Source organism: Acinetobacter sp. FDAARGOS_559 (assembly GCF_003940475.1).
GTDB classification, from domain to species: Bacteria; Pseudomonadota; Gammaproteobacteria; order Pseudomonadales; family Moraxellaceae; genus Acinetobacter; species Acinetobacter baumannii.
This window is the reverse complement of the sequence record NZ_RKJG01000005.1, coordinates 1007258-1030424: the sequence shown is the minus strand read 5'-3', so window position 1 is coordinate 1030424 and position 23167 is coordinate 1007258. Positions and strand designations below refer to the sequence as shown.

Genomic DNA, 23167 nt, shown 5'->3' with positions numbered 1-23167 from the left:
ATAAACTCCTGAGAACATGCACTTTTTCATTTAGCCAAAGAGCTAAAAATTGAAGTGAACATGCCTAATTATTCACTTTTGCAATTGCTTGATTGGGGTGGATAATATTCATCGCTTACGGAGAGTGTCTAGTCTTTAACGAGAAATAGTTACAAAAAGGGCAAAAACTTACAGTTTTAGGTTAAAAAATAACCAAATATGTAACAAGTTATTTAAAATGTTTGTATTGTGATCGATTTAACAAAAATATTTATTGACTTTTACATAAACTCATCAAAAAGCTAGCCTATCGGCTAGCTACTTCTGTACCTAACAACCATACGGCAGTCGCATACATTCGGCTTTTGTTATAAGTCGTAATTACTTGAAAGTTCGGATAGGTTAAATAGTAAATTGGACCGTTATAGTCTTGTAATTGAATAACATTTACCATATCTAAGTCATCAATTTTGACTAACGGATTTAAAGGGGAAATCCCTTGGTTTTTTAGTGCACCATACGGAGTGGGCTGGGTCAAATCTTTAGCAATGATACTTTCCGGATTTGAACCTGTGTAACGAGCCATAAAACCAATAGGTTGATCGCGTTGCCAGCCTTGTTTTGCTAAGTAATTTGCGATTGAGCCAATCGCATCTTCTGCAGAGTTTCGTAGGTCGATATGACCATTACCATCAAAGTCGACCCCGTACTTACTAATGTTGCTTGGCATAAACTGCGGGAAGCCAATGGCACCTGCATAAGAACCTACAATACTATTGGTTGGATAGCCTTCTTTGTAAGTCCATGCAATGAGAGCAGCTAACTCATCACCAAAATATTCAGCACGGCGTGGGTAGCCAAAAGCTAACGTTGCAAGTGCATCACGAGTAATAAACGAGCCTTTATTGGCTCCATAACCTGTTTCAACACCTAAAATGCCTAGAATAACCGCTTGAGAGACACCAAATTGTTGTTCAGCACGATTGAGAGCATCGGCATATTGGTTTTTAAAGCGGACACCACGTTGAATAGTACCTTCGACTAAAAACATAGAGCGATAGTCGTACCAAGGCTTACTTTCACCAGGGCGAGTCATAATATTTATAATGTTTGGTAAATTTTTTGCACCATTCATAGCGGCGTCAACCTGTTCACCGCTTAAGCCATAAGTGCTCATGGCTTTTTGTTTAAAATTTAAATAGTTAGGATGAGTTACAAAATCATTGGCCTGAGCAAAATGACTTGTGCTAATAAGGCCAGTACACAAGGCAAGCACTTTTAAAGTTTTATTAACAAATTGAGACAACATATCTTTTTTAAATTCCAGATTATCGATGTGTATGAATAGACATGACTAAACCAAAAGTGGCCATTAAAGTAATAATAGCGGTACCGCCATAACTCATAAAAGGTAAGGGAACACCCACTACAGGTAAAATACCACTGACCATTCCTGCGTTTACAAATACATAAACAAAAAAAGACAAACCAAACGCGCCAGCCACTAATCGGCCATAATTGTGAAAGCTTTGTAAACCGATTTGAAATGTTCTAAAAATAATGGCCGAATAAAGAATTACTAATATAAGTACACCAATTAAACCGAATTCTTCTGAGTAAGCAGCAATAATAAAGTCAGTATGGCCTTCTGGTAAGAAGTGCAAATGTGATTGAGTACCTTCGAGGAAACCTTTACCTGAAAACCCACCAGAACCGATTGCTGTTTTGGACTGAATAATATTCCAGCCTGTTCCTAAAGCATCCGCTTCCGGGTCAAGCAACGTTAATACCCGTTGACGTTGATAGTCGTGTAAAAGGAATTCCCATGCAATTGGAATCACAATAGCTGCACAAGCTGCTGCTGCACCGATCATGCGCCAAGATAACCCGCTTAAGAACAGTACAAAAATCCCACTTGCTAATACTAATAGTGATGTTCCTAGGTCAGGCTGTTCTGCAATAAGTAAAAATGGAACACCAATTAACATTAAAGACAAAATAACCTGCGAGAAGCTAGGAGGAAGAGGTTTACGAGCTAAAAACCATGCAACCATCATTGGCATGCCAATTTTCATAAATTCGCTGGGTTGAACACTCCCGAACCCCGGAATATCGATCCAGCGCTGCGCACCCATGCGAACTTCGCCAAAAACCATAACGCCAATTAAGGAAAACAGGCCAAATAAATAAAAATAAGGTGAAAAAGCTTGATAAACCTTGGGTGGAATTTGCGCTAGGCTAATCATGACCAGAAAGCCGATACCAAAGCTCATGGCCTGTTTACTGACGAGTCCCACATCTTGTGCAGATGCACTATAAAGTACCGTTAAACCTAACAATGCATTTAGGAATAAAAATAGGCATAACCAAGGGTCAATATGAAGCTGCTGCCAGCGCGAAGGTTGCATGGCAGTACTAAGGCCATCTCGAGGAGCTTGGCGTAAAAATTTATATTGTGGACTAGGAGACATGCGGCTTTAACTAAAGGTCAATCAGTGCTTGGCGCATGCTAACATAAACCTGATTTATGACAATGTATATCAATATTTTGCAATAAAAAAACCTGGCTCTCACCAGGTTTCCGATAGACTATTTTTTATTAGTTAAAGAATAGTCCATCATGATATTCAGCCATCGCTTTTAGTTCAGTGCGATTTAAACTTGGAATGAGTTTGTCGATCGCAATATGAACTGCTTTAGTTACAGCAGCAGCGCCAATATCGGCTGCTTTACGCTTAATCATGCCTAAATCTAATGTTTTATTAAAGTCAGACATAAAATGTCTCACCATAGCATCACCGAACTGTTTATATAGTTCTGCTAATGCTGCTTTATTAATGTCATTACCCGCCTGAAGCTCGGCAAAATTATGCTTCAAGTTGGTAACTAGGCCAGCATCTAAAGCAACGCCAACTTTATATTGGCCTTGCGGATCTTTAAATAAGCTTTTCTCTGAAAACTCAACTGACTGTTTAACCACATCGTTTGGCGCTTTGCTGAGTAATTGCTTTAAAAGCACGGCAACTGTTGATTTGACATAACCAGCTAGTTTTTCGGCAGTATCTCTTTTTTCACTCGCTGGGAAATGTTGTACTAACTGGGTAAGTACATTTTCAATAATTTCTTCATTGAGTTGTAAAGCGATTTTGTCTCGAAGTGGATATAACGGTTCACTAGAATTTTTATTCGCAATTCCAGTCTGTATATCGTTCAATAAGCCTTCAGAAGGGGTAAAACCAAAAAACGGCATGGTGTATCCTCAAATTATTCGTTTTATTGTCGTGCCAATCGAATCGGTTTTGGCATCCATGTAAGATCCGATACTCGGCAAGGATTGATATCAAGTCCACCGCGGCGAGTATAAGTTGCATAAACCATCAGCTTTTCAGGTTGCAAATTTTGCCAAATATCGGCAAAGATTTGTTCGACACATTGTTCGTGGAAACCGTTATGCTGACGGTACGAAATAATATAGGCTAAAAGACTACGATAACAAGGTTTTTTGCCCTTAAAACGAATAAAAACTGTCCCCCAATCCGGTTGACCCGTGACTGGGCAGTTACTTCTCAAAAGATGAGAATACAGTTCAACTTCGATTTCTTCACCTGACTCATCAAGTTTTAAGAGAGTAGCATCAGGGTGTCGTTCTAAACGCTCTGGCATAAGATCATCAATACAGATCCCTTGAGGTTTAGAAATCTCTAAATCATCTACTTGAAATAGGGTTAATTCAACTTTTGCACCTGCCGCAGCAGATAAATCTTTTTCAACTGTTTTAATGAATGACTGTGTAGAGTCAAACTGAGTGAAGTTAAGACTATTGAAATAAAGTTTTAATGACTTTGATTCAATCAAATTCGGTGAAGAAGCTGGCAGTGTAATTCTGCCGATAGCAACCTGTGGAATACCGTGAGCATTCAACCAAGAAATTTCGAAAACGTGCCACCAATCTTTACCTTGGGTTATACCTTCGATATGAGCATATTTTTCACGAGATTGAGCACGTGCAATTGGAAATAACACATCGGGTTGATAGCTAGTTGGATATTGGGTTTCTTTACCCAATAAAGACTGTTCGACACTCATTCACGCATTCCTGAACCACGAGCAAGTAAATAATAAGCAATTCCGTAAAGTACAGCACAGCACAATGTCACAATGATTAAAGAGAACGAAACGTTCACGTCACTATGACCTAAAATGCCGAAACGGAAAGCATTTACCATATAAACAATAGGATTAATTAAAGAAAGTTTTTGCCAAAAAGGACCAAGTGCACTAATGGCATAAAACACACCACCTAAATAGGTAAGTGGAGTAAGTACAAATGTTGGAATAATAGAAATATCATCGAATGATTTTGCGTAGACTGCATTAATGAAACCGCCTAAAGAAAATAAAACGGATGTAATTAATACTGTATATATAGTTACGAACCAGTTATGGATAAAAAGGTCAGTAAAAAACATACTCATCGCGGTAACGATTGCACCAACCAAGACACCTCGACAAATACCACCAATAACATAGCCCCACAAAATAATATGCAGAGGCACAGGGCTCATAATCAGCTCTTCAATGCTTTTTTGAAATTTCACACTAAAGAAACTCGATGATACATTGGCATAACTGTTGGTAATGACAGCCATCATGATGAGGCCAGGTACAATAAATTGCATGTAACTTACGCCACCCATTTCACCAATACGTGAGCCAACCAAATTACCGAAAATGACAAAGTACAAACTCATGGTAATTGCAGGTGGTAATAAGGTTTGTGGCCAAATGCGTAGAAATCGGCGTACTTCTTTACGAACTAGAGTCCAGAGGGCAATTTGCAGTTGGTTAAAGTTCATTTTGCCGCTCCTTCAAGATTTTTCTCGACCATTTTGACAAATAGCTCTTCAAGACGATTCGATTTATTTCGCATGCTGCGAACACGAATACCTTGTGACTCTAAAAGTTGGAATAAATCATTTAATGTATGTGCTTTATCCATTGTTACTTCTAAAGTACTACTATCAATTAAATTGAACTTCACACCAATAATATTGAGCTGGAGTGGGGCAATAGGTTCAGCCAAATCAAAAATAAAAGACTCTTCACTTAGCTGGTTTAAGAAACTTTTCATGCTGGTATCTTCTTTAATGACACCACGGTCAATGATGGCAATTTGACGACACAACATTTCTGCTTCTTCGAGATAATGTGTCGTTAAAATAATAGAAGTACCGTTTTCGTTCATTTCGGTCAGAAAATCCCACATAGAACGGCGTAACTCAATATCTACACCCGCAGTAGGCTCATCTAAAATAAGAAGTTTAGGCTCATGCATCATGGCACGGGCAATCATAAGACGGCGTTTCATACCACCTGACAGCATACGTGCTTGTATATTACGTTTTTCCCATAGGCCCAGTTTTTCTAAATAATGTTCTGCGCGCTTTTCTGCAATCTTTCTATGGATACCGTAATAACCAGCTTGCGTTACTAAAATATCAAATGCTTTTTCAAACTGCCCAAAGTTAAATTCCTGAGGGACAACGCCAAGCTGCTGTTTTGCTAAGGATGGATGAGTGTCGAGATTATGCCCGAAAATCTCAACTGTTCCTGAGGTCTTTTTCGTGAGGGAGCTGATAATACCAATGGTTGTTGATTTGCCGGCGCCATTTGGACCTAACAACGCATAAAATTCACCTTCAGGCACAGTGAGGTTAATACCTTTTAACGCCTGAAAACCATTACGATATGTTTTGGACAAATCTCTTAAAACCAAAGCATCAGTCATGAAATTCTCACATTATGAAAGAGGGGTATATTTTGAGCGATAATGATTAATAAACCAAGTAAAATAGTCGGAATTTTATAAAATTGAGATAAATTTATGAAGTTATTATATATAAAATGGTGCGCTCGGCGGGGATCGAACCCACGACCCCAGGCTTCGGAAACCTGTACTCTATCCAACTGAGCTACGAGCGCGTGTGTGGGGCACATCATAGGAAAAAAACACTTGCAGGTAAAGCACGAAATACGTACCAAGTGAATTTAATGCTTAATTAAACAGCAGCTTGTTATGTTTTAGTTCTTTTGCTGAATGAGCTGAATTGAATAATTAATAGAGTGAAGCGTATGTGCCAGCTCATGAGGGGGAATCCTTGACTCTTGCAAACTGGTAATCCATTGCATTTGGCACATTTTTAGTTCTTGAAGATTTTTAATTTGTTCTATTTTTTGAATAAGTGGTTTGGCCATAAGCCCACAGTATTGGCTTAAGCTTTGTTTCATTAATAGTTGTATTTCTTCAAAAGTAAGTTGTTGAACAGGAATTGGTGGCTGAGTATTTTCAATATTTGAAGAATGGCATGATGGTTCTAGAGAAACTTTAATTTCTCCAGTCAAATCGGCACTTTCATTTTCATCTATGGTGCTTTTTTGTTGCGCTTTTACTTCTAAACTCGTGGTAGGTGATTCTGAGAGAGGTATTTGTTCAGCAAATTCTGAATCGTTTTCGCTAATAGGGGCAATAAGCTTTAAGTCAATAAGTTGTTGAATGAGTTCTGGTGGAGCAATGCGTTTTTTAAACTCGGTATTGAGAGTTTGAAAATCTTCATGATCAATTAATAGAAGTAAACGTCTTTGTTTGGCATTTAAAGCAATATTACGTTGTTGAAGCGCGACTCTTCCCAAATTGGTTCGATAAAAACCAGCCATCATTTTTCCCCAATATAAAAATGAAGCAGCCTGTTTGATTTTTTCTATCAAACAGTACTGTTCTTAATAAAATATAAATGGGGCTAACGATAAAACTCAAAAATGACAATATGATGAAGAATTTATGAATATCATCTATTTAGGCCGTTAAAATGCACTTTCTAATGCTTTACGTAGGTAAACGTCCAGCTCGTCTTGGCGCAATAGCCATTGAATATAGTCTTTAGGGAGTTCAGCAATAGCTGTACCTTTATGCTTGCCAAAGTTAATTGTTGTGGGAATACGTGCTTCTTCAGAAACACGGTACAACTCTTCAATGTCATGAATATTTAAATGATAGACAATATGCATCAAGATATTGGCAGTTAAAATAATATCCGCATCGGCACGGTGCGCGCCTTTGAGTAATTCACGAGCTTTACTGCTGCCTTGAGAAATCATATAGATCAGTGCTGAGATATTATGCGCTTCTGCATCAGGCCAGGTTTTACGTGCTAAAGCTAGCGTACAAATTGGTTTGATATGAGAAACATCTACACCGCAACGCGCAATCGCGGCAATATCATAATCAATATTGTGGCCAATAATATAAGTTGTAGTGTCTGGCAATTTAAAAGTTTTATAGTGGGGCTGATTTTCTAAATCTGATTCTAATATATGGTGTACTGCCATAGCTGCGTAAGAGATAGGGGTCCCAACTTGATAAAGTTGATCAAACAATTTGCTTTTATCTAAGGTGAGCTTGCCTGCATTAATTTCAATTGGGGCATATGCAATTTCAATAGGCAAACCATTTAGTGTATGTGTTTCTGTATCTAAAATAATGGCTTGCATATCCGGCCCTTTAAACAATTACGAGTAACCAAGAATGTTAACAGTTGGCCTCGCACTTTAAAACCTGAAGTGAGGCGGAAAGTGGTGAGAACGACAATTTATATTAAAAATAGAATTTTTCAGGGATTGATTTTGTCGAATAGAACTTGCGGAAAATTAAGATTAGGCGTAATTGTTTTTAAGACATTAGAGAATGTTGATTAAAAAACTAAAGCACAACAAAAATGGAATTTAAGGGAAGATATACCAATGAAAATGAAACTATTAATGACGAGCGTTCTTAGTACGAGTTTATTTTTAGTCGCTTGTGGAGGTGGAAGTAGTGATGATGGCCCAGCTACTACTAATCCATCTGGAACTCCAACCAATAATATTCAAAATCCAGTTGTTAAAGTTGAAGCCTATACAAGTACTAACTTAGGATCAGTTGCCGCAGAAAGTAGTATTTTAACTTATAAAATGTTAGGTCAAAGTGGACAAGAAGTGCAGGCAACAAGTCTAGTGTTTACACCAAACACTCCACCACCAGTCGGCGGTTGGCCCATTGTAGTCTGGGCGCATGGCACTACGGGTGTGGCAGATGTATGTGCACCAAGTAAAGCAGCTTTAGCAGACAGTACAAAAGATTTAATTAGTAAATTATTAGCAGCAGGTTATGTTGTTGTGGCACCTGATTATGAAGGTTTGGGTACCCCAGGTATACATCCTTTCTTAAATGTTAAAAGTGAGGCTTTTTCAATTACCGATGCAGTGGTTGCAACACGCAATTATTTATCGCAACGTAATTTATTAACTTCGAAAAAATGGGTCACTGTAGGTCATTCTCAAGGTGGGCATGCTGCATTAGGAGCTGCACAGTATGCGAGCCGTGCACAACTAGAATATAAAGGTACAGTAGCCGTAGCGCCTGCTTCTAATTTAGGTTTTATTTTAATAGCAGGCGAGCAGTCTGTTGCGAATGCAACTCTAGATAAAAAGATCTCAATGTATGCTCAACTTGACACTTATACAGCTTTAGTCACAGCTGGTATTCGCAACACACAACCCACTTTTGATTATCCACAAGTATTTACTCCACAAATTTCAAGTATTGCCCAACAAGCGGAAACAATTTGTTCTGGACCATTAGGACAGGCCTTTGGAGCGGGTATGACTCAGTATGTTACAGAACATAATGGAACACTTGACGGTTATACCCGCACACAGCCTAACTTTATGGCTGTACCGTTAGTTAAAACATTTTTAGATAAAGATTCGCAGCCGTTACAAGTAAAAGTTACGACACCAATCATTATCTATCAGGGTTTAGCAGATTCGACAGTACCTAAAGTAGCAACGGATATCTTGATATCTAATGCCACTGTCGTAGGTACTAAAATTAATAGTTATGTGACGGGTAACTGGGATCATGGGACGGCGATGAGTAGTAATGTAGATAATATTGTTGGAAATGTTCAGTCTTTACTGGCAGCTCAGTAGAGTTATTGATATTTAAAGACTTTTTAATATTATTGTAAGCTAAAATTAACGATGGATAAATTTAAAATATAAGCTTTAAACGAGCTTTTTAATTGATTTATAAACAATGGCTCATTTTTTATAAAACTTGAGCCATTTTTATTTAAAACTGAGCTAACTTCATTCTGTTTAATTATAAAGTTCATGCTACAATATGCCGCAATCTTAGCACGGCTTAAAAGCCCTAATTTATAGGACCCCCGCTAATGTTTGCCAATATTTCCATTTCTGAATTTGATCCAGAATTAGCTCAAGCAATTGCTTCTGAAGATGAGCGTCAAGAAGCACATATCGAGTTAATTGCATCTGAAAACTATTGCTCTCCTGCGGTAATGGAAGCGCAAGGATCAAAACTTACGAACAAATACGCAGAAGGTTATCCTGGCAAACGCTATTATGGCGGTTGCGAATTTGTAGATGTTATTGAGCAAATGGCGATTGACCGTGCTAAAGAACTTTTTGGTGCAGATTACGCAAACGTTCAACCACACGCTGGCTCACAAGCTAACTCTGCTGTTTATCTAGCGCTTCTTAACCCAGGCGATACAGTTTTAGGTATGAGCTTGGCTCACGGTGGTCACTTGACTCACGGTGCAAAAGTTAGCTTCTCTGGTAAAACGTATAACGCTGTTCAGTATGGTCTAAATGCTGAAACTGGTGAGATTGATTACGAAGAAGTTGAACGTTTAGCATTGGAACACAAGCCACGTATGATCGTTGCTGGTTTCTCTGCTTATAGCCGTGTTGTAGATTGGCAACGTTTCCGTGACATCGCGGACAAAGTTGGTGCTTACCTTTTTGTTGATATGGCTCACGTTGCTGGTCTTGTTGCTGCTGGTGTATATCCAAACCCAGTTCAAATTGCTGACGTAACAACAACGACGACTCACAAAACGCTTCGTGGTCCACGTTCTGGTTTAATCCTTGCGAAAGCGAATGAAGAAATCGAGAAAAAACTTCAATCAGCTGTATTCCCTGGTAACCAAGGTGGTCCATTAATGCATGCGATTGCTGCTAAAGCAATCTGCTTCAAAGAAGCAATGTCTGACGACTTTAAAGCTTACCAACAACAAGTTGTGAAAAATGCTCAAGCAATGGCTGAAGTATTCATCGCTCGTGGTTATGATGTTGTTTCTGGTGGTACAGACAACCACTTATTCTTGTTATCTTTAATCAAACAAGACGTAACTGGTAAAGATGCAGACGCTTGGTTAGGTGCTGCTCACATTACTGTGAACAAAAACTCAGTTCCAAATGACCCACGTTCTCCATTTGTGACTTCTGGTATCCGTATCGGTACTCCGGCAGTAACAACTCGTGGTTTTGGTGAAGCTGAAGTTCGTGAACTTGCTGGTTGGATCGCTGACGTGATTGACAGCAAAGGTGACGAAAAAGTTATTGCTGATGTAAAAGCAAAAGTTGAAGCTGTTTGTGCAAAATTCCCTGTATATGCAAAATAATTTGTGTATATAAAAAAAGCGCCGTAAGGCGCTTTTTTATTAACTACTCCAACCGCCCCCTAAAGCACGGATTAAATTGATGCTTGCAATGATTTGGCTACCTTTCAGCTGAGCTGCTAATTGTTCTTGTTGCAAAATAGTGCGGTCAGAATCAATTACATCAAGATAGCTAATAGCACCTTCTCGATAACGTAAATGAGAAAGTTGATTGGCATGACGAGAAGAGGAGAGTGCTTGGTTTTGAGCCTGAATTTGCTGATCGAGAATTCTTTGATCAGATAAACCATTTTCAACTTCGCGAAATGCGTTTAGTACAGTTTGTCTATAGTTGGCGACGCTTTCCTCATAAGCCGCTCTTGCTTGAGCAACGCCTGCTTTACGTTGTCCACCATCAAATAAAGGTAACGACAAAATAGTACCAGCGACAGGTCCTAGTAAAAAAGTCCGACTCGACCATTTACCCAACTCGCTTAAACTTGAAGATTCATAACCTAAAGCTCCTGTAAGACTGAGTTTTGGGAAAAATGCTGCACGAGCAATCCCAATACGTGCATTATCTGCTGCCATTGCACGCTCTGCAGCCGCAATATCGGGTCGTCTTTCAAGTAAAGTTGACGGCAAACCGGCAGGGAGACGGATACTATTTGCAGTTAAAGGTTGAACTGCCAAGTTAAAGTCTGCTGGTGGTTTTCCTAATAAGACTGCAAGCGCATGTTCTGCACTGGCTCTGTTACGAGCAATATTTAGGGCAGTGGTTTGTGCGGTAGCAAGTTCGCTTTGTGCACGAGAAACATCTAATTCACTGACCAGTCCGTTTTTAAAACGAAGCTGCATTAAATCTCGTGTTTCACCTAGCAATTTGATTGTTCGGTTATAAATTGCTTGTTCTGTATCAAGTTGACGTATCAGAAAATAACCTTGAGCTACATCCGCTTGTAGAGCTAAAAGTGCCGACTGATATAGAGCCTCTTGTTGCTGTAGATCTGCTGTTGCTGCGTTGACACTACTTGCTACACGACCAAATAAATCGAGCTCATATGAAACATTGGCTTGAGCGCGCCATAAGGTTTGAGCCGAAGTATGTGCTTTGTCATCTAAACCGAGTGAAGCCGGAGACGGCTTTTGGCGGGTTGGCCCAAATCCGGCATCAATACTTGGTAAGCGTTCAGCTTGAGCTGCCGAACGTAATGCACGTGAAGCCTGAATATTGGCTGCCACCGCTTTTAGGTTCTGGTTGCCTGCGATAGCTTGCTGTTCAAGTTCATTCAGTTGAGCATCATTGTAAATGCGCCACCATTCACCACGAGTTTGCTGATCAGCAGGTTGGGCAATCTTCCAGTTATTATCTTCAAGTTTGGGGTCAGATTCTTTGAATTTGACTGGCACTATAACTTTTGCAGGTTGATATTCTGGGGCCAATGAGCAGCCTGCAAGAAGCAGGCTTCCCATGAGTGAGGACAACAACCAGTTTTGTTTTGATGTAATCACCAAATGTCCTCCTTAATGATCGTGTGGGCTAGCTAACGGCGCTTCATGAACTGCCGCAGAATGCAGTTTATGTTTGCTGTTGAGGGTACGAATCAGAACGTAAAAGGCCGGGGTGAGGAATAAACCAAAGAATGTTACACCGATCATGCCGAAGAATACGGCAACACCCATCGCATGTCGCATTTCAGAACCTGCGCCAGTTGAAGTAACCAGTGGCACTACACCCATAATAAATGCAATAGAGGTCATTAAAATTGGGCGTAAACGTAGACGACTTGCTTCAACGGCTGCTTTAAAGGCAGTCGCACCTTGCATTTCAAGTTCCCGCGCAAATTCGACAATTAAAATGGCATTTTTACAGGCTAGCCCGACCAGTACCATTAGACCGATTTGAGTAAAGATGTTGTTATCTCCAGCTGTCAACCAGACACCTGTCAGAGCCGCTAAGATTCCCATTGGTACAATTAAGATAACTGCTAATGGTAGGGTTAAGCTTTCATATTGAGCAGCTAAAACCAAGAACACGAGTAATACGCTAATTGGGAATACCCAAAGTCCAGCATTACCAGCCAAGATTTTTTGGTAAGTTAAATCTGTCCATTCAAACTTGATACCACGCGGTAGAGTTTGTGCAGCAATACGTTCAACCGCAGCTTCTGCTTGGCTAGATGAATAACCTGGGGCAGGGCCGCCGTTAATATCTGCTGATGTGTAACCGTTATAACGAACGACCATTTCAGGACCATAGGTTTGAGTTACATTCACCAATGAAGATAATGGCACCATTTGTCCGGCACTATTACGGGTTTTAAGCTGCAAAATATCTTCAGGGTTAGCACGGAAAGGCGCATCGGCTTGTGCACGGACCTGATAAACACGTCCAAAACGGTTAAAGTCGTTAACGTACTGAGAACCTAAATAAATCTGCATAGTGTTGAAAACATCTGTCACAGCAACGCCTTGCTGTTTAGCTTTTACACGGTCCAGATCTACATTTAGTTGAGGTACGTTAATTTGATAACTTGAGAACATTGGACCCAGTTCAGGAGCTGATTGTGCTGCCTTCATAAAGTTTTGAGCAGCATCGTTCAAGGCTGAATAGCCTAAGGCACCTCGGTCTTCAAGTTGGAGTTTAAAGCCGCCCATCGTGCCTAAGCCCATCACTGGTGGTGGTGGGAAAACCGCGATATAAGCATCTTGAATAGCTGAATATTTCTGGTTGAGTGCACCTGCAATTGCATTTGCAGATAAGTCTTTAGCCTTACGTTCATCGAATGGCTTTAAGGTCACAAAGACAATACCGGCACTCGAGCTATTGGTGAAACCGTTAATTGATAGGCCAGGAAAGGCAACCGCACTTTCTACACCAGGTTGTTTAAGCGCAGTATCACTCATTTTACGAATGACTGCTTCGGTACGATCTAATGATGCGCCGTTTGGTAGCTGCGCAAAGCTAATCAAATATTGTTTGTCTTGAGCAGGAACGAAACCGCCCGGAACAATATAGGAAATACCAACGGTTAAACCTAGAAGTGCTGCATAGACACCCATTGCCGAAGCTTTATGGGAAATGACACGGCTGACGCCTTGACTATAACGGTCTGAAGCACGTGAAAACACACGGTTAAACAGTGCAAAGAAACGACCGAATACACGATTCATAATACGTGTTAAGGCATCCGGTTTAGCATCATGTCCTTTCAGTAACAGCGCTGCCAAAGCAGGAGATAGGGTAAGCGAGTTAAATGCCGAAATAACCGTTGAAATGGCAATAGTCATGGCAAATTGTTTATAGAATTGCCCTGTTAAGCCTGTCATAAAGGCAAGAGGTACGAATACTGCAACAAGTGTTAAAGCAATGGCAATAATCGGTCCACTGACTTCTCGCATGGCACGGTAAGTCGCCTCCCTTGGGTTTAAGCCTGCTTCAATATTCCTCTCGACATTTTCGACGACCACAATCGCGTCATCGACGACAATACCGATGGCAAGCACCATCCCGAACAGTGATAGCGCATTGATTGAGTAACCAAAAGCGAGCATGAGCGCGAATGTACCAATAATTGAAACCGGTACGGCAAGCAATGGAATGATTGAGGCGCGCCATGTTTGTAAAAATAAAATAACAACCACAACAACCAGTGCAATTGCTTCAAGTAGGGTATGAACGACCGCTTTAATACTGGCACGTACGAATTGAGTCGGGTCATAAACAATGTCGTATTTAATTGAAGATGGGAAATCTTTTGAAAGCTCCTTCATCGTGCTACGCACTTGATCGGAAACTTGTAAAGCATTCGCACCCGGAGCTTGGAAAATTGGAATTGCGACAGCTTGTTTATTATCGAGTAATGAACGTAAGCCATATTGTGAAGCTGCGAGTTCAACACGTGCAACATCACCCAATCGGGTAACCGCGCCATCAGGGGCAGTTTTTAAAATAATATCTGCAAATTCTTGTTCAGTGGTTAAACGACCTTGAGCATTGACCGAAAGCTGTAAAGGTGAATTACTTGGTGATGCACCGATTGTACCCGCTGCAACCTGAATATTTTGTTCACGGATTGCATTCACAATTTCGGTCGCGGTGAGGTTACGCTGTGCTACTTTTTGTGGATCGAGCCACACACGCATCGCGTAGTCACCAGAACCAAATAATCCGACTTCACCAACCCCTTGTAAACGCGCTAAACGGTCTTTCACGTTGAGCACCGCATAGTTACGTAAGTAGGTCATGTCATAGCGATTATCTGGTGAGGTCAGATGCACTACCATAGTTAGAGTAGGTGAGCTTTTTAGTGTGGTTACACCTAAGCGCTGTACATCTTCAGGTAAACGGGGCATGGCCTGAGACACACGGTTTTGAACCAATTGTTGGGCTTTATCTGGGTCGATACCGAGCTTAAAGTTCACCGTAATGGTTAGGTTACCGTCGCTGTTTGCTTGAGATTGCATATACAGCATGTCTTCGACGCCGTTGATTGACTCTTCGAGCGGAGATGCAACCGTTTCAGCAATCACTTTTGGGTTTGCACCCGGATATTGGGCGCGTACCACCACAGATGGTGGAACAACCTCGGGATATTCAGAAATCGGTAATTGGAATACCGAAAGCAGACCGGCGAGTAAAATCAATACTGATAAAACACCAGCAAAGATCGGCCGATCAATAAAAAACTTAGAAATATTCATATGTGATTAACCTTTTGCCGGAGTTGATGTTTTATCTGTTGGCTGAGGTTGAGGAGTAGCGTTAGCAGTGATTTGTGAATTTGGCATAGGAACGAGATGCGGTGTAACAGGGTCACCCGGACGAATTCGCTGTAAACCATTCACTACAATACGATCACCCGCTTGTAATCCGCTATTTACGATTTGCAAGCCATCTTGTTGGGCACCGAGTTTTACTTCGCGATAAGCAGTTTGATTTTTCGCATCAACTACTACGACAAAACGTTTATCTTGGTCGACACCAACCGCGGTTGGACTAATCAGAATCGCTGGTCGAGGTTGGCCTCCACCTAAACGAATTCGTGCATATAGGCCCGGTAATAAAACGCCGTTTGGATTGTCAAAAGTTGCGCGAACACGAATCGTACCTGAGGTTGTATTCAGGTTGTTATCGATTGAGTTGATTGTACCTTCGCGAGTAAAGCCTGTTTCATTGGCAAGTCCCATATAGACAGGTACTTGTGCTGAATTACGCTGATTACTGATATATTTCAGGTAAGTTTGTTCATCAACATCGAAAGATGCGTATAGGCGTGATACAGACACTAAACTTGTTAAAACCTGTGCGCCGTTACCTGCAGAAACTACATTACCAACGGTCACTTCAGCTCGTGAAATCCGGCCGCTGACTGGTGCAGTAATACGGGTGTATTCCAGATTTAAACGTGCAGATTGGACAGCAGCTCTAGCGGCTTGTAGGTTAGCATTTGCTGAACGTGCATCATTTTCGGCTAAATCCAGTTCTTGGCGAGAAACAGCATTACTCTGAATGAGACGTTGAATACGCGAAAGATTGCTTGCGGTATATGTTACCTGTGCTTCAGCTGAAGCAAGCTGGGCTTTTGCACGGTTCAGTTCTGCTTCAAAAGGACGAGGGTCGATTGTGAAAAGTAAATCACCTTTTTTAACGAGGCTTCCATCTTTGAAATGTACGGCAATGAGTTTTCCTGAAACTTGAGGCCGAATATCAACTTGATCAATTGCTTCTAAACGACCGGAATATTCTTGCCAATCGGTAATGGTTTTGCTTACTACTGGGGCTACATCAACAGTAGCAGCTTGTTGGGCAGCGGTTGGTGCAGCTTTTGCATCGGCATTTTCATGTAACAACATAAAACTGCCACCGGTTGCTAAAATAGCGACAAAGATGGCAGACAGTGCAAACTGTTTGCGGGAAAATGACATGAGGTGCTCCTAGTTATTTGGATACCTGTTTTCAGACTTTTAGTTATGGTCCGTATGGGAGAAACAGGGTTTATGGAATGGACGGAGCATAAAAGTTTGTCAATCACGAATAAATATATTAAATTTGATAACACTATTCGTATTTTTATAACAATTGATGTGTTTGCACTAGAAAATGCATTAATAGGAGTGTGCGTGTGGATCTATTTCATGCCATGAGAGTATTCAACAAAGTTGTTGAAACAAATAGTTTCAGTTTAGCAGCTGATAGTTTGGGTTTACCGCGTGCTTCTGTGACTACAACCATTCAGGCTTTAGAGAAGCATTTACAAGTTCGATTGCTTAATCGGACAACACGAAAAATTAGTCTCACACCGGATGGCGCCGTATATTATGATCGGACAGCCCGTATTTTAGCGGATGTTGCCGATATTGAATCTTCTTTTCATGATGCAGAGCGGGGGCCAAGAGGTCAGCTTCGTATTGATGTGCCTGTATCGATTGGACGTTTAATTTTAATTCCAAGGCTCCGCGATTTTCATGCACGCTATCCTGATATTGATTTAGTAATTGGTCTGAACGACCGACCTGTAGACTTGGTTGGAGAAGCGGTTGATTGTGCAATTCGGGTGGGTGAATTAAAAGATTCAAGCTTAATTGCGCGTCGTATCGGAACTTTCCAGTGTGCAACTGCTGCTTCACCGATTTATTTAGAAAAATATGGCGAACCTACCTCAATTGAAGATTTGCAAAAAAATCATAAAGCAATTCACTTCTTTTCAAGCCGTACCGGACGCAACTTCGATTGGGACTTTGTGGTTGATGATTTAATTAAAAGTGTGTCAGTACGTGGACGTGTTTCGGTAAATGATGGTGATGCTTATATCGACTTGGCTTTGCAAGGTTTTGGCATAATTCAAGGCCCACGTTATATGCTCACCAACCATTTAGAATCAGGTTTGTTAAAAGAGGTATTGCCTCAGTGGACGCCAGCACCGATGCCGATTTCAGCAGTTTATCTTCAAAATCGTCATTTATCGCTTAAAGTAAAAGTGTTTGTAGATTGGGTCGCTGAACTTTTTGCAGGCTGTCCATTACTTGGCGGTACAGCTTTACCTTTCGACCAGAAATGTGAATTTGCCTGTGATAAAGAAACTGGTCATGAATATACAATTCGTACTTTGGTCGAGCAGCATAATATTGCTGAAGCTTATACGCTCAAAACTTAATCTTAAAATTTGATTGATTTTTCAACATTTAATCCGTCAATACAGATCATTGCTTAGACATCTTCATAAATCCTTAACTTATGGTATAGAAATTGCTGTTATTTCAGTAGATGAGTAAGTTCGAAATACTCAAGTTTTTATCACCTTATTTGTGTTTTAAGGAGAAGCTTCAAGATGGCAAGCTTTATGAAAAAAATATTCGTTTCAACAACCTTAGTTCTGGCTGCTGTTGCGACGAATGTCCAAGCAAAGGATTGGAAGGTGATTCGTTTTGGTACTGAGTCGTCTTATGCGCCGTTTGAATATAAAACACCAGATGGCAAGTTAACTGGTTTTGATGTTGATTTGGGTAATGCTATTTGTGCAAAACTTAAAGCCAAATGTGTTTGGGTTGAAAACTCTTTTGACGGGATGATTCCCGCACTTAAAGCGAAAAAATTTGATGGCATTCTTTCATCAATGACTGTTACTGATGAACGTGCAAAACAAATTTTATTTAGTAGCAAAATCTACAACACACCAACGCGTATGGTTGCAAAAAAAGGTTCACCGTTATTACCAACACCTACTTCATTAAAAGGTAAGCGTGTCGGTGTACAGCAGGGCACAATTCAAGAAACTTACGCTAAAACCTATTGGGCTCCAAAAGGTGTAAGTGTTGTCCCTTATCCAACTCAAGATTTGATTTACCAAGACATGATGTCTGGTCGTTTGGATGCAACTTTACAAGATGCAATCATGGTTGATGGCGCTTTCTTAAAACAACCGAAGGGTAAAAACTTCTCTTTTGCCGGCGGCAATGTAATTGATGTCAAAACATTGGGTGTAGGTGCGGCTATCGGTTTACGTAAAGAAGATGCAGACTTGAAAGCGAATATTGACAAGGCACTCGCTGCAATCATTGCGGATGGTACATACAAGAAACTCGAGAAAAAATACTTCTCTTTTAGCATTTACTAATGATGTGAAAAATGTCGGCTAAGTGCCGACATTTTTAAATCTATTCTCATCTCATCAATATTAGATATTGTTTTTAAGGAGAAGATGAGTCATGTCTTTTTCTGGCTACGGGCCACTCCTTCTTAGCGGAACATGGATGACCATACAGCTTGCGCTGTTATCACTCTTGCTTTCTGTCATTATTGGCTTAATTGGTGCGAGTTCAAAACTCTCTAATATTAAAGCCTTACGTTATATTGCAACCGCCTATACCACACTCATCCGTAGTGTGCCTGACTTAGTGATTATGCTGCTGTTATTTTATAGCTTGCAGTTGGGTCTAAACCAAATTACTGAAGCACTGCAAATGGATCAAATTGATATCAACCCATTTGTGGCTGGTGTGATTACCTTAGCGTTCATTTATGGTGCATATTTTACCGAGACCTTTCGTGGTGCATTTCAATCGGTTCCAAGGGGACAAATTGAAGCAGCAATGGCCTATGGGATGACGCCGTGGCAGGTTTTTCACCGTGTATTATTCCCTCAAATGATGCGTTTTGCATTGCCCGGCATTGGTAACAACTGGCAAGTTTTGATTAAGGCGACCGCACTGGTTTCCATTATTGGCCTGACTGATATCGTAAAAATTACGCAAGATGCGGGTAGAAGTACCATGCAACTGTTCTTTTTCAGCATCGTCGCTGCCGCTATTTATTTGGCAATTACCACAGTGTCGAACCTGATTTTAATATGGCTTGAACGTCATTATTCTGCTGGTGTGAGGAAGGGACAATTATGATTGAAATCCTTCAACAATATTGGCAGTCATACCTTTGGACCGATGGCCTACAAATTACCGGTGTCGCGATGACTGCTTGGTTATTGGTGCTATCGATTGGTATTGGATTTGTGCTTGCTGTGCCTTTGTCACTTGCGCGAGTATCAGAAAATATCTGGTTGCATGGTCCAGTTTGGTTGTTTACCTATGTTTTTCGTGGCACACCACTGTATATCCAACTACTGATTATTTACTCAGGTATTTACAGCTTTGATTATATCCACGAGCATCAGACACTCGATGCATTCTTTCGAGAGGGCATAAATTGCACCATTTTGGCATTCGCGCTTAATACTGGTGCATATACTACTGAAATCTTCGCTGGAGCAATTCGTTCTATTCCACATGGTGAGATTGAAGCTGCCCAAGCTTTTGGTATGTCAAAATGGAAACTCTACACACGTATTATCATTCCGTCGATGTTACGCCGTGCTTTGCCGTTTTACGGCAATGAAGTCATTTTAATGTTGCATGCCACAACCATTGCATTTACAGCAACAGTTCCCGACATTTTAAAAATTGCGCGTGATGTGAATGCGGCAACCTATGACACTTTCAGTGCTTTTGGAATTGCTGCAGTGTTATATGCAGTGTTGGCATTTATTTTGATTTGGATATTTCGTAAGTTGGAAAAACGTTGGTTGGCATTTTTAAAGCCATCGAATCATTAGGAGACATAAATGGAACAGGTTGCAAAACTAGTGATTCGCGATTTACATAAGACATTCGGCGATCATGAGGTACTTAAAGGAATATCACTTGATGCAAATGCCGGTGATGTAATTAGTATTATTGGTTCATCTGGTTCAGGTAAAAGTACCTTGCTACGTTGTATCAACTTTTTAGAACAACCGAGCAATGGTACGATTAAGCTCAATGGTGAAAAATTACGCACGGTCTTTGATAAAAAAGGCAATTTAAAAGTGGTTGAACCAAAGCAACTACAAAAAATGCGTACCCAGCTGATGATGGTATTTCAGCACTTTAATTTATGGTCTCACATGACAGTACTGGAAAATGTCATTGAAGGGCCAATCCATGTACTTGGAGTAAAGCGTTCTGAAGCGGAAGAACGTGCGCGCAAATATTTACGTAAAGTGGGATTACCTGAAAGCGTTGAAAGTAAATATCCGGCATTTTTATCTGGTGGTCAGCAACAACGTGTAGCGATTGCTCGTGCTTTGGCTATGGAACCGGAAGTGATGTTGTTTGACGAACCAACCAGTGCGCTTGACCCAGAGTTGGTAGGTGAAGTACTAAAAGTAATGCAGGGCTTGGCTGAAGAAGGACGTACCATGATTGTGGTGACACATGAAATGGGTTTCGCGCGTCATGTATCTAATCAGGTGATTTTTTTGCATCAAGGAAAAATTGAGGAACAGGGCCATCCTGATGAAGTACTCAATAACCCGAAAAGTGAACGTTTAAAGCAATTTTTGACGGGCAGTTTAAAATAAGCTGCTGATACCGAGTATGATGAAATTTTTTAAAAGGCTTCTCAGCATACTCGGTTGCTTTTTATTATATTTTATAGATGGGTGTTTTTAGAAAACACATTAATAATCACAATGCCTGCAATCATTAAAGCTAAACCAATGCAGGCAGCCAAGTCTAAATGCTGTTTGTAAAATATCCAGCCAATTGCAGAAATTAAAATAATACCTGCGCCTGACCAAATGGCATAGGCAATCCCGATCGGAATTGTTTTGAGCGTAAGAGATAATAAATAAAAAGCAACTGCATAACCCACAACCGTAATAATAGACGGAATTGGAACAGTAAAACCTTGAGATGCTTTTAATGCTGAAGTTGCAATAACTTCACAAGCAATCGCAATTGCTAAATAAAGATAAGACATGGGAAGCTGCGCCAGAAAGGGTTTTAATCAATCTACATGAGATGTTGATATAGTTTGACCTGTTTTAACGATTGTTCAATTTTTTTGGTACAAAAGTACCAGTAAATGGAACTAAACTGATAAATTGATTTTATCACTAGCAATATGCTCTAGACCATTTCTTCATTTATTTAATAGCTGGTCAGCATAGTCATAAAAAGAGGATCAGCGATTTTAACTTGATCCTCTAAATGGTTTTAAGAAGAGAATGAGCCAATTAAATTCAGACCTTTAAATTTCTCTAATAATTGTTCTTTGTTTTCAATATGTGCAGGGTCTTGTTTAATGCAATCGATTGGACAAACCGCCTTACATGTTGGGGCATCATAAAAACCTACACATTCTGTACAACGAAGTGGATCGATTTCATAAACTTTGTTGCCTTCAAAAATAGCCGTATTGGGGCATTCTGGTAAGCACATATCACAATTGATGCAGTCACTCGTAATTAAAAGTGCCATATTTAACTCGCTGAATAAGCCAATGTAGATGCAGTAATACTTTCTTTTGCATGCGGCAAATTACGTATGAGTAGGGCATAACTGATATCAACATCTTGTGAAAGTGGAATCTCAACAAAATGTCCCGAACCTTTAGCATCTGTAATTGGGTTGCCTTTTAAATCGCGCATTTCGGTTAAGTTAAAGGTGATATTGCCTTGAGGCGTCATCAGCTCAAGTGAGTCGCCCACCACAAAACGGTTTTTAACTTCAATCCGAATATAATTACCGTGACGTTCTACAACCTCTCCACAAAATTGTTGGTAGTTGAAATGTGATGATCCATCAGTATAGTTTTGATATTCGCTATGTACATGCCGTCTTAAAAAGCCTTCGGTATAACCGCGATTTGCCAACCCTTCGAGTTGGGTCATTAAGCTTGGGTCAAAAGGTTTACCTGCTAAAGCATCATCAATGGCTTTTCGATAAATTTGAGCAGTACGGGCACAGTAAAAATAGGATTTAGTACGGCCTTCAATCTTGAGTGAGGCGATGCCCATTTTTGTTAAACGATCTACATGTTGTACCGCACGTAAATCTTTGGAGTTCATAAAATAGGTGCCGTGTTCATCTTCTTCGGCAGCAAACATTTCTTCTTCATTACGTTGTACGAGTAAAGTTTGAACCGAGGTTGCTTCTGATTGTCCTGATGAGCAGCAAGACTTTTCTGGTGTATTTAGCTGAGTGACTGGAATTACATCGCCGTTTAAATCTTCTTGGGCTTTATGCAGTTTATAGTCCCAACGGCAAGCATTGGTACAAGCACCTTGGTTGGCATCACGCTTGTTCATATATCCAGAAAGTAAACAGCGGCCTGAGTAGGCCATGCATAGAGCGCCATGTACAAAAACTTCGAGTTCAATATCTGGCACATGTTGCTGGATTTCTTTTATTTCTTCTAAAGATAATTCACGAGATAAAATTACACGGCTTAGGCCGTAGTCTTTCCAAAATTTAACAGTGGCCCAGTTAATAGCGTTGGCTTGAACCGATAGATGAATTTGCATTTCTGGAAAATGCTCACGTACCATCATAATTAAGCCGGGATCAGACATAATCAAAGCATCTGGTTGCATAGCCACAATCGGCTCAAGATCACGAATAAAGTTTTTTAATTTGCTGTTATGTGGCTGGATATTCACCACAACATAAAACTTTTTACCCAAAGCGTGGGCTTCATCAATTCCGATTTTTAAATTGTCATGGTCAAAACCATTATTACGTACACGTAAGCTATAACGTGGTTGTCCTGCATATACGGCATCTGCACCATAGGCAAATGCATAGCGCATGTTTTTAAGTGAACCTGCGGGAGAGAGAAGTTCGGTTTTCATAAAATAAAAGGCATAAAA

At 40.4% G+C, this 23167-nt stretch carries 22 protein-coding genes and 1 tRNA gene; 7 read left to right on the top strand and 16 right to left on the bottom strand.

Annotated features, from left to right (window positions below):
- Positions 1-286 precede the first annotated feature (286 nt).
- From mltB to EGS71_RS06405, 9 genes are all read right to left on the bottom strand, one after another.
- Positions 287-1288 carry a lytic murein transglycosylase B gene (gene mltB / locus EGS71_RS06445; protein ID WP_000951088.1) on the bottom strand — a complete coding sequence of 334 codons (1002 nt, stop codon included), beginning with the start codon at positions 1286-1288 and terminating at the stop codon, positions 287-289.
- A 19-nt stretch (positions 1289-1307) separates the two neighbouring features.
- Positions 1308-2450, bottom strand: a complete 1143-nt coding sequence (rodA, locus tag EGS71_RS06440) for a rod shape-determining protein RodA (RefSeq protein ID WP_000075224.1) — start codon at positions 2448-2450, stop codon at positions 1308-1310.
- 128 nt (positions 2451-2578) lie between these two features.
- A complete protein-coding gene (locus tag EGS71_RS06435) occupies positions 2579-3229 on the bottom strand; it encodes a hypothetical protein (protein ID WP_001115740.1) in 651 nt (216 codons plus the stop codon).
- 23 nt (positions 3230-3252) lie between these two features.
- Complete coding sequence (queF, locus tag EGS71_RS06430; protein ID WP_000110170.1) at positions 3253-4065, bottom strand: NADPH-dependent 7-cyano-7-deazaguanine reductase QueF; 813 nt, start codon at positions 4063-4065, stop codon at positions 3253-3255.
- Positions 4062-4835, bottom strand: a complete 774-nt coding sequence (locus EGS71_RS06425; RefSeq protein ID WP_001010536.1) for an ABC transporter permease — start codon at positions 4833-4835, stop codon at positions 4062-4064. Before EGS71_RS06425 ends, queF begins: the two co-directional genes overlap by 4 nt.
- Entirely contained in the window at positions 4832-5767 is a 936-nt protein-coding gene (locus EGS71_RS06420; protein ID WP_000128669.1) for an ABC transporter ATP-binding protein, read from the bottom strand. Before EGS71_RS06420 ends, EGS71_RS06425 begins: the two co-directional genes overlap by 4 nt.
- 117 nt (positions 5768-5884) lie before the next feature.
- Positions 5885-5961, bottom strand: a tRNA-Arg gene (locus EGS71_RS06415).
- A 99-nt stretch (positions 5962-6060) separates the two neighbouring features.
- Positions 6061-6696, bottom strand: coding sequence for a hypothetical protein (locus EGS71_RS06410; protein ID WP_161795015.1), 636 nt, complete (start codon positions 6694-6696; stop codon positions 6061-6063).
- Positions 6697-6840: 144 nt separating this feature from the next.
- Positions 6841-7527 (bottom strand): putative quorum-sensing-regulated virulence factor, encoded by a 687-nt coding sequence (locus tag EGS71_RS06405; RefSeq protein WP_001147934.1) that lies wholly within the window; start codon positions 7525-7527, stop codon positions 6841-6843.
- A gap of 249 nt (positions 7528-7776) precedes the next feature.
- Here EGS71_RS06405 and EGS71_RS06400 point away from each other — a divergent pair, with 249 nt between their 5' ends.
- On the top strand, positions 7777-9006 hold the full coding sequence (locus EGS71_RS06400) for an alpha/beta hydrolase (protein ID WP_000782588.1): 1230 nt from the start codon (positions 7777-7779) through the stop codon (positions 9004-9006).
- Positions 9007-9035: 29 nt separating this feature from the next.
- Here EGS71_RS06400 and EGS71_RS06395 read toward each other — a convergent pair whose 3' ends face one another.
- Positions 9036-9191, bottom strand: coding sequence for a hypothetical protein (locus EGS71_RS06395; protein WP_002010476.1), 156 nt, complete (start codon positions 9189-9191; stop codon positions 9036-9038).
- A 60-nt stretch (positions 9192-9251) separates the two neighbouring features.
- On the opposite strand from EGS71_RS06395, the gene glyA reads away from it, so the two are divergent.
- Positions 9252-10505 (top strand): serine hydroxymethyltransferase, encoded by a 1254-nt coding sequence (gene glyA / locus EGS71_RS06390; RefSeq protein ID WP_000457893.1) that lies wholly within the window; start codon positions 9252-9254, stop codon positions 10503-10505.
- Positions 10506-10544: 39 nt separating this feature from the next.
- Here the strand turns inward: glyA and adeH are convergent, their stop codons facing one another.
- Genes adeH through adeF form a run of 3 tightly spaced genes read right to left on the bottom strand, consistent with a single transcriptional unit; the run spans position 10545 to position 16409 of the window.
- Entirely contained in the window at positions 10545-11993 is a 1449-nt protein-coding gene (gene adeH, locus EGS71_RS06385; protein WP_000633117.1) for a multidrug efflux RND transporter outer membrane subunit AdeH, read from the bottom strand.
- A 12-nt stretch (positions 11994-12005) separates the two neighbouring features.
- Positions 12006-15185: a multidrug efflux RND transporter permease subunit AdeG gene (adeG, locus tag EGS71_RS06380; RefSeq protein ID WP_001027060.1), complete on the bottom strand. Its 3180-nt coding sequence runs from the start codon at positions 15183-15185 to the stop codon at positions 12006-12008.
- 6 nt (positions 15186-15191) lie between these two features.
- Positions 15192-16409 (bottom strand): multidrug efflux RND transporter periplasmic adaptor subunit AdeF, encoded by a 1218-nt coding sequence (adeF, locus tag EGS71_RS06375; RefSeq protein WP_000010635.1) that lies wholly within the window; start codon positions 16407-16409, stop codon positions 15192-15194.
- Positions 16410-16606: 197 nt separating this feature from the next.
- Here adeF and adeL point away from each other — a divergent pair, with 197 nt between their 5' ends.
- From adeL to EGS71_RS06350, 5 genes are all read left to right on the top strand, one after another.
- Positions 16607-17638 carry a multidrug efflux transcriptional repressor AdeL gene (gene adeL, locus EGS71_RS06370; RefSeq protein ID WP_002000718.1) on the top strand — a complete coding sequence of 344 codons (1032 nt, stop codon included), beginning with the start codon at positions 16607-16609 and terminating at the stop codon, positions 17636-17638.
- Positions 17639-17812: 174 nt separating this feature from the next.
- Positions 17813-18598, top strand: coding sequence for an ABC transporter substrate-binding protein (locus EGS71_RS06365; RefSeq protein ID WP_000135839.1), 786 nt, complete (start codon positions 17813-17815; stop codon positions 18596-18598).
- Between the two features lie 91 nt (positions 18599-18689).
- Positions 18690-19379 carry an ABC transporter permease gene (locus EGS71_RS06360; RefSeq protein ID WP_000010368.1) on the top strand — a complete coding sequence of 230 codons (690 nt, stop codon included), beginning with the start codon at positions 18690-18692 and terminating at the stop codon, positions 19377-19379.
- Positions 19376-20089, top strand: a complete 714-nt coding sequence (locus tag EGS71_RS06355) for an ABC transporter permease (protein ID WP_000569987.1) — start codon at positions 19376-19378, stop codon at positions 20087-20089. Before EGS71_RS06360 ends, EGS71_RS06355 begins: the two co-directional genes overlap by 4 nt.
- 9 nt (positions 20090-20098) lie before the next feature.
- Positions 20099-20875: an ABC transporter ATP-binding protein gene (locus EGS71_RS06350; RefSeq protein WP_000438618.1), complete on the top strand. Its 777-nt coding sequence runs from the start codon at positions 20099-20101 to the stop codon at positions 20873-20875.
- Between the two features lie 71 nt (positions 20876-20946).
- Here the strand turns inward: EGS71_RS06350 and abeS are convergent, their stop codons facing one another.
- The 3 genes from abeS to yegQ all read right to left on the bottom strand — a co-directional run bounded on the left by abeS (position 20947) and on the right by yegQ (position 23149).
- Positions 20947-21276, bottom strand: coding sequence for a multidrug efflux SMR transporter AbeS (abeS, locus tag EGS71_RS06345; protein ID WP_000121131.1), 330 nt, complete (start codon positions 21274-21276; stop codon positions 20947-20949).
- A gap of 236 nt (positions 21277-21512) precedes the next feature.
- The gene (locus EGS71_RS06340) at positions 21513-21776 is read right to left on the bottom strand and encodes a YfhL family 4Fe-4S dicluster ferredoxin (RefSeq protein WP_001196301.1); all 264 of its coding nucleotides are present in this window, start codon (positions 21774-21776) and stop codon (positions 21513-21515) included.
- 2 nt (positions 21777-21778) lie between these two features.
- Positions 21779-23149: a tRNA 5-hydroxyuridine modification protein YegQ gene (gene yegQ / locus EGS71_RS06335; RefSeq protein WP_000845872.1), complete on the bottom strand. Its 1371-nt coding sequence runs from the start codon at positions 23147-23149 to the stop codon at positions 21779-21781.
- Positions 23150-23167 lie beyond the last annotated feature (18 nt).